The organism is Kitasatospora sp. NPDC091276, assembly GCF_040684355.1.
Lineage (GTDB): Bacteria > Actinomycetota > Actinomycetes > Streptomycetales > Streptomycetaceae > Kitasatospora.
On the sequence record NZ_JBFBFU010000004.1, the window covers coordinates 149,140 to 163,794 of the forward strand.

Sequence of the window (14,655 nt, forward strand, 5' to 3'; positions counted from 1 at the left end):
TACTGGGATTGAACCAGTGACCCCTACCGTGTCAAGGTAGTGCTCTCCCGCTGAGCTAATCGCGCCTGGTGTGGCGGTCCTGCAGCAGACCCCGAAGGGCCCGACGTGCGCGATACTGGGATTGAACCAGTGACCCCTACCGTGTCAAGGTAGTGCTCTCCCGCTGAGCTAATCGCGCCTGGTGTGGCGGTCCTGCAGCAGACCCCGAAGGATCCGACGTGCGCGATACTGGGATTGAACCAGTGACCCCTACCGTGTCAAGGTAGTGCTCTCCCGCTGAGCTAATCGCGCGGGGAGGTCTTCCGGTCGGAACCGGTCGAACCTCTCGGAGGTGGAGACGGGATTTGAACCCGTGTACACGGCTTTGCAGGCCGTTGCCTCGCCTCTCGGCCACTCCACCAGGCAACACACGAAGAACGATCTTACACTGTTCTCCATCGAGCGGACGACGAGATTCGAACTCGCGACCCTCACCTTGGCAAGGTGATGCTCTACCAACTGAGCCACGTCCGCCTGTCTCCCGGGACCTTCACCGCTTTTCTTCGGCTGCGCTCCCTGGCGACGTGTTGAACTCTAGCGGATTCCCGGGCCAGCTAAAAATCCGTTCCCGCAGCGTGCCGATGGGATGCCCGCCGAGTGCCTCCCCGCCGATCCCTCGGCCCGGCCACCGGCCGCCACCTGCGGCGCTTCCGGACGATCATCCGCAGGCCACCCGGCGCACACCCGCGCGATGCCGAGCAGTGCTCACGCCCCCGCGTCACACCCCCGCGCCGGGCCCGCACCCCCGACCTACACTTCAGGCACCGCCGCCCAGCACCACCGCGCAGGAGAACCGTGTCCGGCCCCACCGAACCCAGCACCCCGCTCGCCCGCTTCGGCGGCCGCCTGGCCACCGGGCTGCGCGACGTCACCTCGGACCCGGCCGCCCTGGACTCCACCGGCTACTGGGCCGTCGCCTACGACTTCGAGGGCCGGCTGACCTGCGCCCGCTTCGACGACGTCCGCCCCGCCCCCGCGCCGCCCTCGGGCGCCGGCTGGCGCGGACCGGGGGCCGGCGACTGGCACAGCTCCCTGGACCGCTCCGCCTACACCGCGGGCGTACGACGCATCCGTGAACACATAGCCGCCGGCGAGGTCTACCAGGCGAACCTCTGCCGCGTGCTGTCCGCACCGCTGCCCGACCCGGCCCGCAGCGACGTCGACGCCCTCACCGGCCTCCTCGCCCACGGCAACCCCGCCCCCTACGCCGGCACCATCCGCCTGCCCGGGCACGGCGTCGAGATCGCCACCGCCTCGCCCGAGCTGTACCTGCGCCGCGCCGGCCGCACCGTCTCCTCCGGCCCGATCAAGGGCACCGGCCGCACCGAGGACGACCTCCTCGACAAGGACCACGCCGAGAACGTGATGATCGTGGACCTGGTCCGCAACGACCTCGGGCAGGTCTGCGCGACCGGCAGCGTCACCGTCCCCGACCTGTGCGCCGTCGAGAAGCACCCCGGCCTGGTCCACCTGGTGTCCACCGTCGAGGGCACCCTGCGCGAGGGCGCCGGCTGGCCCGAGCTGCTCGCCGCCACCTTCCCGCCCGGCTCCGTCACCGGCGCCCCCAAGTCCAGCGCCCTGCGGATCATCGACGCCCTGGAGACGGCCCCGCGCGGCCCGTACTGCGGCGCCGTCGGCTGGGTCGACGCCGACCGCGGCGAGGGCGAACTCGCCGTCGGCATCCGCACCTTCTGGCTCGACCGGACCGACCCCGAGGCGCCCGTGCTGCGCTTCGGCACCGGCGCCGGCATCACCTGGGGCTCCGACCCCGACCGCGAGTGGGCGGAAACCGAACTGAAGGCCGCCCGCCTGGTCGCGATAGCGTCGGGCAGCGACACCGACCCGACGGGCGCATGAACCGCCCCGCCCCCACCTCGTCCTAGGAGCAGCCCTCGATGCAGAACCCGACCACGAGCTGGGTCAACGGGGCGCTCGTCGACTCCGCCGACGCCGCCGTCTCGGTCCTCGACCACGGACTCACCACCGGCGACGGGGTGTTCGAGACCATGAAGGCCACCGACGGCCGGGCCTTCGCGGTCACCCGGCACCTCGACCGGCTCACCCGCTCCGCCCGCGGCCTCGGCCTGCCCGACCCGGACCACGACCTGGTCCGCGAGGCCTGCGCCCAGGTCCTCGCCGCCAACCCGGCCCCGCTCGGCCGCCTGCGGGTGACCTACACCGGCGGCACCTCACCGCTCGGCTCCGAGCGCGGCACCGCAGGCCCCACCCTCGTCGTCGCCCTCGGCGCGATCAACCGCCGCCCCGACGAGACCGCCGCCGCCGTCGTCCCGTGGCGCCGCAACGAGCACAGCGCCGTCGCGGGCCTCAAGACCACCTCGTACGCCGAGAACGTCGTCGCCCTGGCCGCCGCCCACCGCGCCGGCGCCTCGGAGGCCCTGCTCGCCAACACCGCCGGCCTGCTCTGCGAGGGCACCGGCTCCAACGTCTTCGTCGTCCTCGGCGGCCGCCTGCTCACCCCCACCCTCGGCTCCGGCTGCCTGGCCGGCATCACCCGTCAGCTGGTCATCGACTGGTGCGGCGCCGAGGAGGCCGACCTGCCGCTCAGCGCCCTCCGGGACGCCGACGAGGTCTTCCTGACCTCCACCACCCGTGACGTCCAGGCCGTGACCCGGGTGGACGACCGCGAGCTGCCCGGCATCGGCGCCGTCACCGCCAAGGCCATGGCCGTCTTCGCCGAACGCAGCGGCGACGACCTCGACCCGTGATCCCCGAAGCGGCAACCAGGGCATAGGGGCCCGGGCGCGGGGAAGGGACCACCACATGACCACGACGCTGCGCCCCGAGGGCCCGGAGACACCCACCGACGCCGGCGGCCGCACCAGGCGCTGGCAGATCTGCGCCAACGGCCGCCAGGTCGGCGCGCTGCGCACCACCGCCATCCCGCACGGCAGTCAACTCTGGGGCGAGATATCGGAGTTGGAGGTCAGAGAAGGCCGCGGTCGGGGCCGCGGCACGTTCGGCGCGCTGGCCGCGGAGGAGGTGCTGCGCAACTGGGACTGCACCCGGGTGGACGCCAACATCCCCGAGACGTCGCGGATCGCCCGGGGGCTCGCCACCACCCTCGGCTACACCGAGCGGATGCGGAACCTGGCCAAGCGGCTGACCACCGCCCCCGCCCTGCCCGCCGGCATCACCGCCGACCGGATCGAGCCCCCGGAGTTCCAGGACTGGCTCGACCGGGCCGCGCGGGGTTACCTCCGCTCGCTCGTGGAGTCCGGACTCAGCGAGGAGCAGGCCCGCGCCAGGTCCCACCTGGACCACCGGCGCCAGCTCCCGCAGGGCGCCGACAGCCCCGGCGTCGCCCTGCGCCGCCTGCGCGCGGACGGTGAAGCCGAGCCGCTCGGCTCGCTCTGGGTGGACTTCCACCGGCGTGACCTGCCGAACGGCGGGCCGCTCGCCTGGGTGATGACCGTCGAGGTGTCCCCGGCCCACCGGGGCCGGGGACACGGCCGCACGCTGATGCTGCTCGCCGAGCGCGAGTGCCTGGCCGCCGGCGTGCGCGACCTCGGCCTCAACGTGTTCGCCGGGAACGAGGTCGCGATCCGCCTCTACGCCTCGCTCGGCTACCGGGTCACCAACCGCATCTACGGAAAGCCGCTGTGACCCGACATGGCGTCAGGAAGCCGCCGCCGCCTCGATGGCGGCCACGATGCGGTCCCGCAGGCCGTCCTGGCTCTGCCCGCCGTCCAGCCGCTGCCCGCCGATCACGTACGTCGGCGTGCCGGTGACCCCGATCGCCCGGCCCTCGGCCTGGTCGGCGTCCACGGTGAGCATGTGCCGGCCGTCGATCAGCGCGGTGTCGACCTCCTCGACGTCCACCCCGACCGCCCGGGCCACCTCCAGCAGCACCTGCTGCCCGCGGGCGTCCAACTCCTCGACCCGGGCCAGCAGCGCCTCCACGAACGGCCAGCCCAGCCCCTGCGCGAACGCCTCCTCGGCGGCCTCCGCGGCCGCGTAGGCGTGCTTGTGCTTCTCCAGCGGGAAGTGGCGGACCTCGACGGGCAGCGCGTCGCCGTACCGCGCGCGCAGCGCCCGTACGTCGTCCAGCGCGGTGCGGCAGTCCGGACACTGGAGGTCGCACCAGAACTCGAGCCGGGGGAGGGAACCATCGATCATTCCCCCAGTGTTTCACTAGTGGGCGCCCGCTCCGGCCGACGGTGCGCCCCTGCGAAGGCCGACAGGGAGGCAGTGATGACCAGGACGACCGGAAGCGAAGGAGTACTGCCGTGCTGACGGCGGCGATCAGCTTCGCGCTCACGGCGGGCGGGGTGGCCGTGGCCGGCCTGCGGGCCTACCGGCGGCGGTTCCTGTCCGCGACCCGCTGGTTCGCGGTGGCCCTGGTGCCCGCCGGGCTCTACCTGACCGGCCTGTTCCCGGTGGCCCGGACGATCGGCAGCGAGTTCGCCGACTGGGCGACGAGGCTGGTGTTCGACCCCCGGGTCTGGACCGGCATCGTGCTGCTCGGCCTCTCCGCGCTCCTGCTGGTGACGACCCGCTGGGTGGGCCGCCGGGGCGCCGTGGACGCCGCCCCGGACCGCCCGGCGGCCGCCGGTGCCGCGCCCGAGCGCCCGGCGGTGGCGGCCACCCCGCCGAAGAAGCCGGCGACGGGCAAGCCCGCGGCGGGCAAGCGGGACGACGGCCTCGGCGACTTCTCCGACATCGAGGAGATCCTCCGCAAGCGCGGCATCTGAGCGGCATCCGAACGCGGCATCCGAACCCCCGCGGGGGTCGGCGTCAGGCGGAGGGCACGGCCTCCGCCGAGCGCTGCCGTGCCCGGTAGGCGGCGACGTGCAGCCGGTTGCCGCAGGTGCGGCTGTCGCAGTAACGCCGGGAGCGGTTGCGGGAGAGGTCCACGAAGACCCGGGCACAGTCCGGCGCCTCGCACCGGCGCAACCGCTCCCGCTCGCCCGCCATCAGGATGAAGGCCAGCGCCATGCCCAGCTCGGCGGCGAGGTGGTCGCCGAGCGCGGCGTGCGGCGCGAAGTAGTGGATGTGCCAGTCGTGGTGGTCGTGGTTGGTCAGCCGCGGCGTCGTACCGGCGGCCGCGACGATCCGGTTGACCAGTTCGGCGGCCTCGGCGGTGGACTCCGTCCCGAACACCTCGCGCAGCCGGGTGCGCAGCTCGTGCACCTTGCGCAGGTCGTTCTCGGTGAGCGAGTCGATCTCGCTGATCTCCTGGCCGACCACGAAGGCGTCCAGCGCGGCCACGTCCGGCAGCCGCTCGGTGCCGCACACCTCGGGCGCGGTGTTGAGCAGCTCGACGAGGATGCTCAGCGCGCACTCGGTGTCATGGGTGATCAGCACGTTGGGGACTCCTCGCGCAGGGGACTCCGGAACCCCGCGTCCACGGTTACCCCAGACCATACCGGGCCGTGCGGCGGAAGGGCGGCGGGTTCTTTCGAAGGCGTGTACGGATTCCGTCAGAGTGCCGTGAAGCGGACGGCGTCCGGGCGGCCGGTCCCGCGAAGGACCCCCCGAAATGCCGACGGCGCCCGGCAGCGAGGCCGGCCACCCGTATGGATGGCCGGCCTCGTTGCCGGGCGCCTGCGGTGTCGCGGACCCGATCCGGTGGGATCGGGCCGTCCACCGGCCCCGAGGCCGCGTCGCGCGCGGCTGAGTTGCTGCCGTGCCCCCGAGTAGGACGGCAGCGGTGACGGCAGGAGGTACCACCCCGCCGATGGCGGGGCGTGACCGCCTCCGGGCGGGATCAGCTTTCGGCGAGGATGTGGGACAGCTCCCGGTCGAGGTCGAAGTGACGGTGTTCGGTGCCGGGGGGCACCGCGGCGTCCGTCCGCTTGAGAAATGACTCAAGCGCCCGGGCCGGGGCTTCGAGCAGGGCTTCTCCTTCCGGAGAGCTCAGCGCGATGCAGACCACCCCTTGCCCGTGGCTGCGGGACGGCCAGACCCGGACGTCGCCGGTACCGGTCGGTCGGTGCAGCCCCTCCGCGAGGAGATCTCGGGCGAACACCCACTCCACGGTCTCGTCGGCGCCCGTGTGGAACGTGGCGTGCACGGCGTAGGGGTCGGCGGTGTCGTAGCGCAGGCCCGCGGGGACGGGCAGTGAGGACTCGCTGGACACGATGAGGCGCAGGTGCAGCTCGCAGCTGACCGTGGTGTTCATAAGCGCCATGGCCTTTCGCTCAGTGTGCGCTCGGGGAATCGCACGTCGGCGAACGGACCATCCCACCCCCAAGCCCGATGTAAACCCCTCTGTCCCGATTCGGGCGCGAGTCGTACCCCTTACGGCGCATTGCGGAATCATCCCGGAGTGGCCCGGTCGGGCATTACCGGGCCGCTTCTTGGTTAGTTTCCTGGCATGACTGTGCGAAACGACAAGACGGCCAAGAACACGGGATCGGGTGAACCGGTCACGGCGGATGACGCGGCCGGCTCCCGCGCCCCGGCGTTCGTCCGCCGCTCGCGGCCGCTGCACCTCACCTGGCAGGTGGCGATCTTCCTGGCCGGCCTCGCCGTGGTCGTCCTCGGCGTGATCATGCTGCCGCTGCCCGGCCCCGGCTGGGTGGTGATCTTCCTGGGCATGGGGGTCTGGGCCACCGAGTTCGACTGGGCCCGGCTGGTGCTGCGGTGGAGCCGCCGCAAGGTCGCCGAGGCCGCCCACCGCGCCCTGGACCCGCGGGTGCGCCGCCGCAACCTCACCGTCACCGCCATCGGCCTCGCCGCGGTCGTCGGGATCGGCGGCTGGTACTTCGCCCGCTACGGCCTGGACGTCCCCTGGACGGCGGGCGAGAGCTGAGCGGCCCGGGGCCGGGGCTGCCGTGACCAGGGTGTTCGGACCACCCTCCGGGATGCGGTAATGTTTTCCCTGCACCCGGGCGATTAGCTCAGCGGGAGAGCACTTCGTTCACACCGAAGGGGTCACTGGTTCGATCCCAGTATCGCCCACCGGAATGCATTGTGATACGTGAGGCCCAGCCGATTATCGGCTGGGCCTCACGTGTATTTCCGGAATCCATCCGAAGAACCATCCGGAATGCGGCTGAGGCTCAGTCATCTTCCGCGTGGAGCGCGAGTTCTGCGGATGCGCCAGCAGTACCCGGAAGGGACGAGTTGTACGACGACCGCCAAATGGTGCTACAGTTCTTCTCGTTGCCCGGGCGATTAGCTCAGCGGGAGAGCACTTCGTTCACACCGAAGGGGTCACTGGTTCGATCCCAGTATCGCCCACCGGACAGTACGCAGGCCCTGACCAGGAAACCGGTCAGGGCCTGCGGCGCGTTCGGGGCCGGCGCCCGCCGGCCGCGCTACGCCGCCGCCTCGCAGCCGTGTTCGGGCTCCAGCCGGCGGCCGCAGCCGCACCGGGCCGGTCGCAGCGGCCAGGAGGGGTCCACCCGCTCCGGCGTCCCCGACCGGTCGAACCAGTTCTGCAGCCCCCGCGCCTGCGCCGCGTGCCAGACCGCCTGCCGCAGGTGCAGCTCCGCCGCCGTCAGTTCGCCCAGCGCCGCCGGGTAGCGGGCGCCTATCCGCCGGGTCAGCGCCAGCGCCGCCGTCGCGTCCGCCGCCGCGTCGTGCGCCCCGGCCAGCTCCACGCCGTAGTGCGCGCACAGGTCGGTCAGCGTCCGACGGCCCTTGCGGTAGCGGTCCACGTGCTTGTCCAGCACCCGCGGATCCAGCACCACCAGCCCGGCCGTGCCCACCCCGCCGGTCAGCGTCAGCCCGTGATGGCGGCGCAGTTCCCGGTCCAGCAGCGTCAGGTCGTACGGCGCGTTCATCACCACCACCGGGCGCCCGGCCCGCGCCTGGTCCGCCAGCGCGCGGGTGACCTCCGCCACCACCGCGCCGACCGGGCGGCCGTGCGTCCGGGCGTGCTCGTCGGTGATGCCGTGCACCGCCCGGGCGCCGTCCGGGATCGGGACGCCCGGATCGGCGAGCCAGGTGGTGGTCTGCACCGGCCGACCCGGGGCGAGTTGGACGACCAGGGCGGCCGAGACGATCCGATCGGTCTCGACGTCCACGCCGGTGGTCTCGGTGTCGAAGGAGGCGAGTGGGCCGGTGTACCAGTGCTGCTGCATGACTGCCCCTCAGGCGAGCGTTCCGCGCGCCCGGTTGATACCCGGTTCTGACACCCGTTCAACCGTTTGGCGCAAGCCCGACCGGGGATCCTGCCCGTGGGCCCGCCGTTCCGATCCGGACGGGCCCGGAGCAGGGGGAGGCCACGGGGCGATGGCACTGACGCAGCCGCAGCCCGAGGAGGCGGCGGCCGTTCTACGGGGGAACCTGGCGGTCACCGCCTGCATGGAGACGCTGCAGGTCGGCTACCTGCACGCGGTCGCCGCCGCGGCCGGCTGCTCGCTCTCCCAGCCGTTCCCGGACAACGGGATCGACTGGCAGGTCAGCCACGGCTCCCGGGCGCACGAGGTGGACGACGAGGTCACCATCAAGATCCAGCTGAAGGCCACCCAGCAGATCGCGGCCGATCCGACCGGGCCGTTCTTCAGCTTCACCCTCGACAACGACCACCTGCGCAAGCTCGCCCGGGCGAGGGTCGCCGTGCCGCGCATCCTGGTCGTGATGCTGCTGCCGCGGCGGGTCGACCGCTGGCTGCACGCCCGCCCGGACGCGCTGGAACTGCGGCACTGCTGTTACTGGGTCAACCTGGCCGGCCACCCGGTCACCGGACAGCGGCGCACCAACGTGCGGGTCCCCACCGGCAAGGTCTTCGACGACCGCGCGCTCTGCGACATCATGGCCCGGGTCGGCGCGGGTGGCAGCCCGTGACCGCCCGCCCCGGTCCCGGCCCCCGGCAGCGAGGAGCAGCACCCATGACACCGCCGCACGCACCCGGCGAGCCGGTCCAGGCCCTGCCCGACCCCGCCGCCGTCGACCCGGCGGTGCTCGCCACCCTGCTCGCCCGGCACGGCTGGGTCCGGCGAGGCGGCCCCGCCGCCCGCTACGGCCGCTGGACGCCGCCCGACGACGAGTCCGGCACCAGCGTCCTCGTCCCCGCCGGTGGCGGCTTCGACGACGCCGTCGACCTCCTCGCCGACGCCGTCACCGCGCTGTCCCGCTCCTCCACCCCGTCCGCCCGAGCCATCCTGCTCGCACTGGCCGTCCCCGGCGACGAACTGCGTTGGCACCGGGAGCCGGCCGGTCCCGCCGAGGCCGCCACCTGGGACGACGCCGAGCGGCTCCAGCGGGCGGCCCGCGCGATGCTCGCCGCCGGGGCCAAGGCCGGCCGGGCCACGGCCGCCTACTTCGGCGCCCGGCTGGACGCGCACGCCGGGGACTTCCTGGACCGAGTCCTGGTCGTCGAGCAGGGCGCCGCCCTCACCGCCTACACCCCCGCGCCCGAGGGCCGGGCCGCCGTCACCACCCTGGTCCGCGCCCTGGAGGCACTGCGCGACGCCGTCGACTACCGCCGGGTCAGCGGGGGGCCCGAGGCCTTCGAGAACGCCGTCCAGGCCGGAGTCAGCCGGGAACTCGTCCAGTCCGTGGAGGACCTGGTCCGCGGCGCGACGGCGGCCCGGTTGACCGTCGCCTGGTCCGCCGCCGCGGGGACCCCGGGCGGCTTCGGGGACCGCCGGGTCGTCCTCGACTTCTCGCCCGGCGACCTGCCCGCCCTGACCGAGGCCGCCGAACTGCTCGAACGGATCGAGCCCGCCGTCGCCGTCACCGTCGTCGGCGTGGTCGTCCGGCTCAAGCGCGCCGACCCGGCCGGACCGGGCGCGGTGCGGCTGCGCGTCCTCGGCGGCGCCGAAGTCCGCGAACTCAAGCTCCGCCTGCCCGACCCCGACTACCGGCTCGCCGCCGAGGCCCACCTCGCGGGCCTGCCGGTCCGGGTCGCCGGCCGGCTGGAGAGCCGCGGCGGCTTCCGCCGGCTCACCCGGCCGCAGGGGCTGGAACTGTGCGGCTGGGAGGACGCCGACCGCGAGCGGCTGCTGAAGTCCCTCGGGGAGGGACTCGGCGAGGAACTCGGCGAAGAGCTCGACGGAGGCCTCGGGGAAGGGGGAGAGGGGGCGTAGGTGCGCGGCCGGGTCGGCGCGCTCGGTACCATCGTCACGCGCAGCGCAGTGTTGCGTCCTCTGAATCCAGCACGTCAGGAGAGACCGGTGACGGACGTCCGGGTAATCATCAACCGCGAACCCGATCGGGAAGAGCGCGTGGTGACCACGGGCACTACGGCCGCCGAGCTCTTCGCCGACGACCGCTCGATCATCGCCGCCCGCGTCGGCGGCCAGCTCAAGGACCTCGCGTACGCCGTCCAGGACGGCGACGAGGTCGAGCCGGTCGCGATCGGCAGCAAGGACGGCCTGGACATCCTGCGCCACTCCACCGCGCACGTCATGGCGCAGGCCGTGCAGCAGCTCTACCCCGAGGCCAAGCTCGGCATCGGCCCGCCGGTCAAGGACGGCTTCTACTACGACTTCGACGTCGAGAAGCCCTTCCACCCCGATGACCTCAAGGCCATCGAGAAGCGGATGCAGGAGATCATCAAGCGCGGGCAGAAGTTCTCCCGCCGCGTGGTCACCGACGAGTCCGCCCGCGAGGAGCTGGCCGCCGAGCCGTACAAGCTGGAGCTGATCGGCCTCAAGGGCTCCGCCGCCACCGCCGGCGAGGGCGCCGACGTCGAGGTCGGCGCCGGCGAGCTCACCATCTACGACAACCTGGACGCCAAGACCGGCGAGCAGTGCTGGGGCGACCTCTGCCGCGGCCCGCACCTGCCCAGCACCCGGTACATCCCGGCGTTCAAGCTGATGCGCAACGCGGCCGCCTACTGGCGCGGCAGCGAGAAGAACCCGATGCTGCAGCGCATCTACGGGACCGCCTGGCCCACCAAGGACGAGCTCAAGGCCCACCTCGACTTCCTGGTCGAGGCCGAGAAGCGCGACCACCGCAAGCTCGGCAACGAGCTCGACCTCTTCTCCATCCCCGAGGAGATCGGCTCCGGCCTCGCCGTCTTCCACCCCAAGGGCGGCATCATCCGCCGGGCGATGGAGGACTACTCGCGCAAGCGGCACGAGGAGGAGGGCTACGAGTTCGTCTACACCCCGCACGCCACCAAGGGGAAGCTCTTCGAGAAGAGCGGCCACCTCGACTGGTACGCGGACGGTATGTACCCGCCCATGCAGCTCGACGAGGGCGTGGACTACTACCTCAAGCCGATGAACTGCCCGATGCACAACCTGATCTTCGACGCGCGCGGCCGCTCGTACCGTGAACTGCCGCTGCGCCTCTTCGAGTTCGGGACGGTGTACCGCTACGAGAAGTCCGGTGTGGTGCACGGCCTGACCCGCGCCCGCGGCTTCACGCAGGACGACGCGCACATCTACTGCACCCGCGAGCAGATGGCGGAGGAGCTCGACTCGACGCTGACCTTCGTGCTCAACCTGCTCCGCGACTACGGTCTGACCGACTTCTACCTGGAGCTGTCGACCAAGGACCCGGTCAAGTACGTCGGCTCGGACGAGACCTGGGAGGAGGCCACCGCCGTCCTCGCCAGCGTGGCCGAGAAGCAGGGGCTGCCGCTGGTGCCGGACCCGGGCGGCGCGGCCTTCTACGGCCCGAAGATCTCGGTCCAGGCGCGCGACGCGATCGGCCGGACCTGGCAGATGTCGACGATCCAGCTCGACTTCAACCTCCCCGAGCGTTTCGATCTCGAGTACACGGCGGCGGACGGCTCGCGCCAGCGGCCGGTCATGATCCACCGCGCGCTGTTCGGCAGCATCGAGCGGTTCTTCGCGGTGCTGCTGGAGCACTACGCCGGCGCCATGCCGCCGTGGTTGGCCCCGGTCACCGTGACGGGCATCCCGATCACCGACGAGCACGTGCCGTACCTGCTGGAGGTCGCGGCCGGGCTGAAGAAGCACGGGATCCGGGTCGAGGTGGACACCTCGGACGACCGCATGCAGAAGAAGATCAGGAACGCTCAGAAGAGCAAGGTTCCGTACATGCTGATCGCCGGCAACGACGACGTCGAGGCGGGCGCGGTGTCCTTCCGGTACCGCAACGGCGAGCAGAAGAACGGCGTGCCGGTGGCGGACGCCGTCGCCGAGATCGTGGACGCGGTGAGGAACCGCGTCCAGGTGTGACGCCTTCGGACCACCACGCGCGGGGCGGGCTCTCGATGAGTCCGCCCCGCGCGGCTTTGCAAGCAGCGTTGGGCGAATATGCTGATCAGCATGACGACTGAGCCGGAACTGCAGCGGGGCGTCGGGGAGCCGGACGGCTTCCGCCGCCTGTGGACCCCCCATCGGATGGCCTACATCCAGGGTGAGAACAAGCCCACCGGTCCGGCTCCGGACGACGGTTGTCCGTTCTGCTCGATCCCCGCGCTGAGCGACGAGGACGGGCTGGTCATCGCCCGGGGCGGCGCCGTGTTCGCGGTGCTGAACCTGTACCCGTACAACGGCGGCCACTTGATGGTGGTCCCGTACCGGCACGTCGCGGACTACACCGACCTGGACGAGGCGGAGACGGCCGAGCTGGCCGACTTCACCAAGCGGGCGATGACGGCGCTGCGGGCGGCCTCGGGGGCGCACGGGTTCAACATCGGGATGAACCAGGGCGCGGCGGCCGGTGCCGGGATCGCGGCGCACCTGCACCAGCACGTGGTGCCGCGCTGGGGCGGGGACACCAACTTCATGCCGGTGGTCGGCCACACCAAGGTGCTGCCGCAACTGCTGGCGGACACCCGGAAGATGCTGGCCGAGGCCTGGCCGCAGGACTGATCGGGAACGCCGGAGGGGCCCGTCACCGCTGAGTCGGTGGCGGGCCCCTCCGGCGTGCGCGGGCCGTGGTCACTCGAACTGGTCGACCTTGTACGGGCGGGTGCCCTGGGCCTCGGACTTGATGATCGAGGCGCGGTTCTTGAAGCGGTCGGTGTCCAGGTCGTGCTCCTCCAGGAACTCCAGGGTGGCGGCGTGCACGGCGCCGAGGACCGGGACGGAGGCGTTGAGCGCGTTGTCGGTCATGAACCGGCTGCCCCACGGCGGGCTCGCCCAGGCGTGCCGGAAGCCGAACGGCTCGGGCAGGCCCAGGCCGCCGCCGAGCCAGGAGAGCAGCCCGGGGGCGCGGGTGAGCGGCGCGCGCAGGGCCTGGCGGACCACCTCGTCGTTGTCGATCAGGGGGAGCTTGACGGTGCGCTCCTCCCAGAACTTGCCGGTCTTCTGGACGGTCTTCTCCTTGGCCGAGGGCTTGTCGGAGAAGACGCCGTTGACCGGGCCGAGCGCGTAGCCGGCGACGGTGACGGTGAGGGTGTTGGCGAGCAGGGTGACGGTGACGGTGAAGGTGATGATCAGCTTGCCGTCGAAGGTGATGAACTGGGTGGCGAGGTAGTGCCGGGGGCCGCCGCCGGCGAAGGTCTGCTTGTCGGCGATGGTCTGGAGGGCGAAGTCGCGCATCCGGTCGCCGTCCATGTCGGCGTTGCCGGGGCGGGAGATCTCGTCGGCGTTCTCGCCGATTTCGAGGACCGCCCACTGCTTGACCGTGATGTTGGTCATCCCGCTGTTGGCGACCTCGCTGACGGCGAGCCCCTTGAGGTGCGAGGAGATCTTCCGGACGAGGTCCCAGGGGTGGAAGGCGCGGAAGTCGGAGTGGCCCGCGGCGGGGCGCATCACGTCGACCAGGCGCCATTCGCCCCAGCGCTTGCCGACGCCGAGGATGCCCTTGGGGCCGGCGTAGTGCTGGACGTTGGTCTCCTGCTCGGCCTCCATGCGGGCGAGCTTGTCGCGCAGGTCGACGGCCTTCTTGTCGAGGTCGTCGCGGGGGACGGCCTTGGAGACGGTGGCGGCGACGGAGCTGCCCTCGGCGAGGGCGAGCCAGCGCTCGCGGAGCTCCTTGGTGGAGCGCAGCACGATGCGCCGGGCGAGGATCCCGCCGATGATGGGCGGGATCATGGCGACGCGCAGGTAGACGCCGAGCGGGCCGTGGGCGGGGGGCTTGACGAGGAACAGGACGGAGACCACGGCTGCGGCCAGGAGCGCGAGGGCGCCGTAGAGCTCGTCCTGGAGGGCCTTGCCCTTCATGAGGTAGATGCGCAGGTAGAACGCACCGATCCAGATCAGGGTGCCGGGCAGGGCGAGCAGGCCGAAGAGCACGGTGACCACGGTGAGCTTGCGGTCCCGCGCGGCCCGCAACTCCTGTGCGGCCAGGCAGTGTTCGACGATCTGGCGGGTGTCGGTGCCGAACGAGGGCACGATCGGCTTGCGCCCGGCACCGACGGTGCGGGAGATGACGGCGGCGCTGAACGCCTCGCCGAGGTTCGCCTCGAAGAGCTTGAAGCGGGGCTTCTTGTGGGTCGCGGCGGTGACCTTGCCGACGAAGTCCTCGATCTTGCCGTCGCGGTACGCGACCGAGGAGAGCGCCGGGGTGACTCCGGTTTGCGGCCCGGCGTCGGTGCGGGGTATCTGCGCACCCGGAGTCATGTCGAGTGTGGTCACGGTGGCGTCCCCTCCTCCCCTTGTCAGCGGCAGGTTATCGTGCCGCGGTGTCGCCGCGCGCATGATCGTCTGAAGTGCCGTCGCGATCGGGCCGCGCCTGGGCTTGAGAGGCATGATGCCCAGCTTCGGGCTGGTCGATACCCGGTCGGCGGCGGTCGTCGGGGTGGTGCAGGATGGCCGTGACGGCCAGGAAGGGAGC

Annotated in this window: 14 protein-coding genes and 6 tRNA genes; 11 read left to right on the top strand and 9 right to left on the bottom strand. The window is 72.1% G+C overall.

The features are described 5' to 3' along the window. Positions 1-106 precede the first annotated feature (106 nt). From AB0O19_RS06595 to AB0O19_RS06610, 4 genes are all read right to left on the bottom strand, one after another. Positions 107-178, bottom strand: a tRNA-Val gene (locus tag AB0O19_RS06595). A 41-nt stretch (positions 179-219) separates the two neighbouring features. Next, positions 220-291: transfer RNA gene (locus AB0O19_RS06600), tRNA-Val, on the bottom strand. 38 nt (positions 292-329) lie between these two features. Continuing rightward, positions 330-400: transfer RNA gene (locus AB0O19_RS06605), tRNA-Cys, on the bottom strand. A gap of 40 nt (positions 401-440) precedes the next feature. After that, positions 441-513 (bottom strand) — tRNA-Gly (locus AB0O19_RS06610). Positions 514-834: 321 nt separating this feature from the next. On the opposite strand from AB0O19_RS06610, the gene AB0O19_RS06615 reads away from it, so the two are divergent. Genes AB0O19_RS06615 through AB0O19_RS06625 form a run of 3 tightly spaced genes read left to right on the top strand, consistent with a single transcriptional unit; the run spans position 835 to position 3,663 of the window. Beyond that, positions 835-1,896: a chorismate-binding protein gene (locus AB0O19_RS06615; RefSeq protein ID WP_363618218.1), complete on the top strand. Its 1,062-nt coding sequence runs from the start codon at positions 835-837 to the stop codon at positions 1,894-1,896. Positions 1,897-1,934: 38 nt separating this feature from the next. After that, entirely contained in the window at positions 1,935-2,765 is an 831-nt protein-coding gene (locus AB0O19_RS06620) for an aminotransferase class IV (RefSeq protein ID WP_363618220.1), read from the top strand. Positions 2,766-2,820: 55 nt separating this feature from the next. Further along, positions 2,821-3,663, top strand: coding sequence for a GNAT family N-acetyltransferase (locus AB0O19_RS06625; protein ID WP_363618222.1), 843 nt, complete (start codon positions 2,821-2,823; stop codon positions 3,661-3,663). A gap of 12 nt (positions 3,664-3,675) precedes the next feature. Here AB0O19_RS06625 and AB0O19_RS06630 read toward each other — a convergent pair whose 3' ends face one another. Next, positions 3,676-4,176 carry a DsbA family protein gene (locus AB0O19_RS06630; RefSeq protein ID WP_363583038.1) on the bottom strand — a complete coding sequence of 167 codons (501 nt, stop codon included), beginning with the start codon at positions 4,174-4,176 and terminating at the stop codon, positions 3,676-3,678. Positions 4,177-4,286: 110 nt separating this feature from the next. On the opposite strand from AB0O19_RS06630, the gene AB0O19_RS06635 reads away from it, so the two are divergent. Next, entirely contained in the window at positions 4,287-4,751 is a 465-nt protein-coding gene (locus tag AB0O19_RS06635) for a hypothetical protein (RefSeq protein WP_363618224.1), read from the top strand. Between the two features lie 43 nt (positions 4,752-4,794). Here the strand turns inward: AB0O19_RS06635 and AB0O19_RS06640 are convergent, their stop codons facing one another. Next, on the bottom strand, positions 4,795-5,364 hold the full coding sequence (locus AB0O19_RS06640) for a CGNR zinc finger domain-containing protein (protein ID WP_063346822.1): 570 nt from the start codon (positions 5,362-5,364) through the stop codon (positions 4,795-4,797). A gap of 403 nt (positions 5,365-5,767) precedes the next feature. After that, the gene (locus tag AB0O19_RS06645) at positions 5,768-6,181 is read right to left on the bottom strand and encodes an SsgA family sporulation/cell division regulator (protein WP_030056266.1); all 414 of its coding nucleotides are present in this window, start codon (positions 6,179-6,181) and stop codon (positions 5,768-5,770) included. 195 nt (positions 6,182-6,376) lie between these two features. Here AB0O19_RS06645 and AB0O19_RS06650 point away from each other — a divergent pair, with 195 nt between their 5' ends. The 3 genes from AB0O19_RS06650 to AB0O19_RS06660 all read left to right on the top strand — a co-directional run bounded on the left by AB0O19_RS06650 (position 6,377) and on the right by AB0O19_RS06660 (position 7,245). Then, complete coding sequence (locus tag AB0O19_RS06650) at positions 6,377-6,814, top strand: TIGR02611 family protein (protein WP_363618226.1); 438 nt, start codon at positions 6,377-6,379, stop codon at positions 6,812-6,814. Between the two features lie 77 nt (positions 6,815-6,891). After that, positions 6,892-6,963 (top strand) — tRNA-Val (locus tag AB0O19_RS06655). A gap of 210 nt (positions 6,964-7,173) precedes the next feature. Continuing rightward, positions 7,174-7,245 (top strand) — tRNA-Val (locus tag AB0O19_RS06660). Positions 7,246-7,322: 77 nt separating this feature from the next. Here AB0O19_RS06660 and AB0O19_RS06665 read toward each other — a convergent pair. Next, entirely contained in the window at positions 7,323-8,090 is a 768-nt protein-coding gene (locus AB0O19_RS06665) for a 3'-5' exonuclease (protein ID WP_363618228.1), read from the bottom strand. Between the two features lie 151 nt (positions 8,091-8,241). Here AB0O19_RS06665 and AB0O19_RS06670 point away from each other — a divergent pair, with 151 nt between their 5' ends. The 4 genes from AB0O19_RS06670 (at position 8,242) to AB0O19_RS06685 (ending at position 12,746) form a co-directional block, all read left to right on the top strand. Further along, complete coding sequence (locus AB0O19_RS06670) at positions 8,242-8,796, top strand: DUF4365 domain-containing protein (RefSeq protein WP_363583046.1); 555 nt, start codon at positions 8,242-8,244, stop codon at positions 8,794-8,796. Between the two features lie 44 nt (positions 8,797-8,840). Further along, positions 8,841-10,040, top strand: a complete 1,200-nt coding sequence (locus AB0O19_RS06675) for a hypothetical protein (protein WP_363618230.1) — start codon at positions 8,841-8,843, stop codon at positions 10,038-10,040. An 87-nt stretch (positions 10,041-10,127) separates the two neighbouring features. Continuing rightward, positions 10,128-12,107, top strand: coding sequence for a threonine--tRNA ligase (thrS, locus tag AB0O19_RS06680; RefSeq protein WP_363583050.1), 1,980 nt, complete (start codon positions 10,128-10,130; stop codon positions 12,105-12,107). Positions 12,108-12,185: 78 nt separating this feature from the next. After that, positions 12,186-12,746, top strand: a complete 561-nt coding sequence (locus AB0O19_RS06685; RefSeq protein ID WP_363583052.1) for an HIT domain-containing protein — start codon at positions 12,186-12,188, stop codon at positions 12,744-12,746. Positions 12,747-12,815: 69 nt separating this feature from the next. On the opposite strand, the gene AB0O19_RS06690 is transcribed toward AB0O19_RS06685, so the two are convergent. Beyond that, positions 12,816-14,456 carry a hypothetical protein gene (locus tag AB0O19_RS06690; protein WP_363583054.1) on the bottom strand — a complete coding sequence of 547 codons (1,641 nt, stop codon included), beginning with the start codon at positions 14,454-14,456 and terminating at the stop codon, positions 12,816-12,818. Positions 14,457-14,655 lie beyond the last annotated feature (199 nt).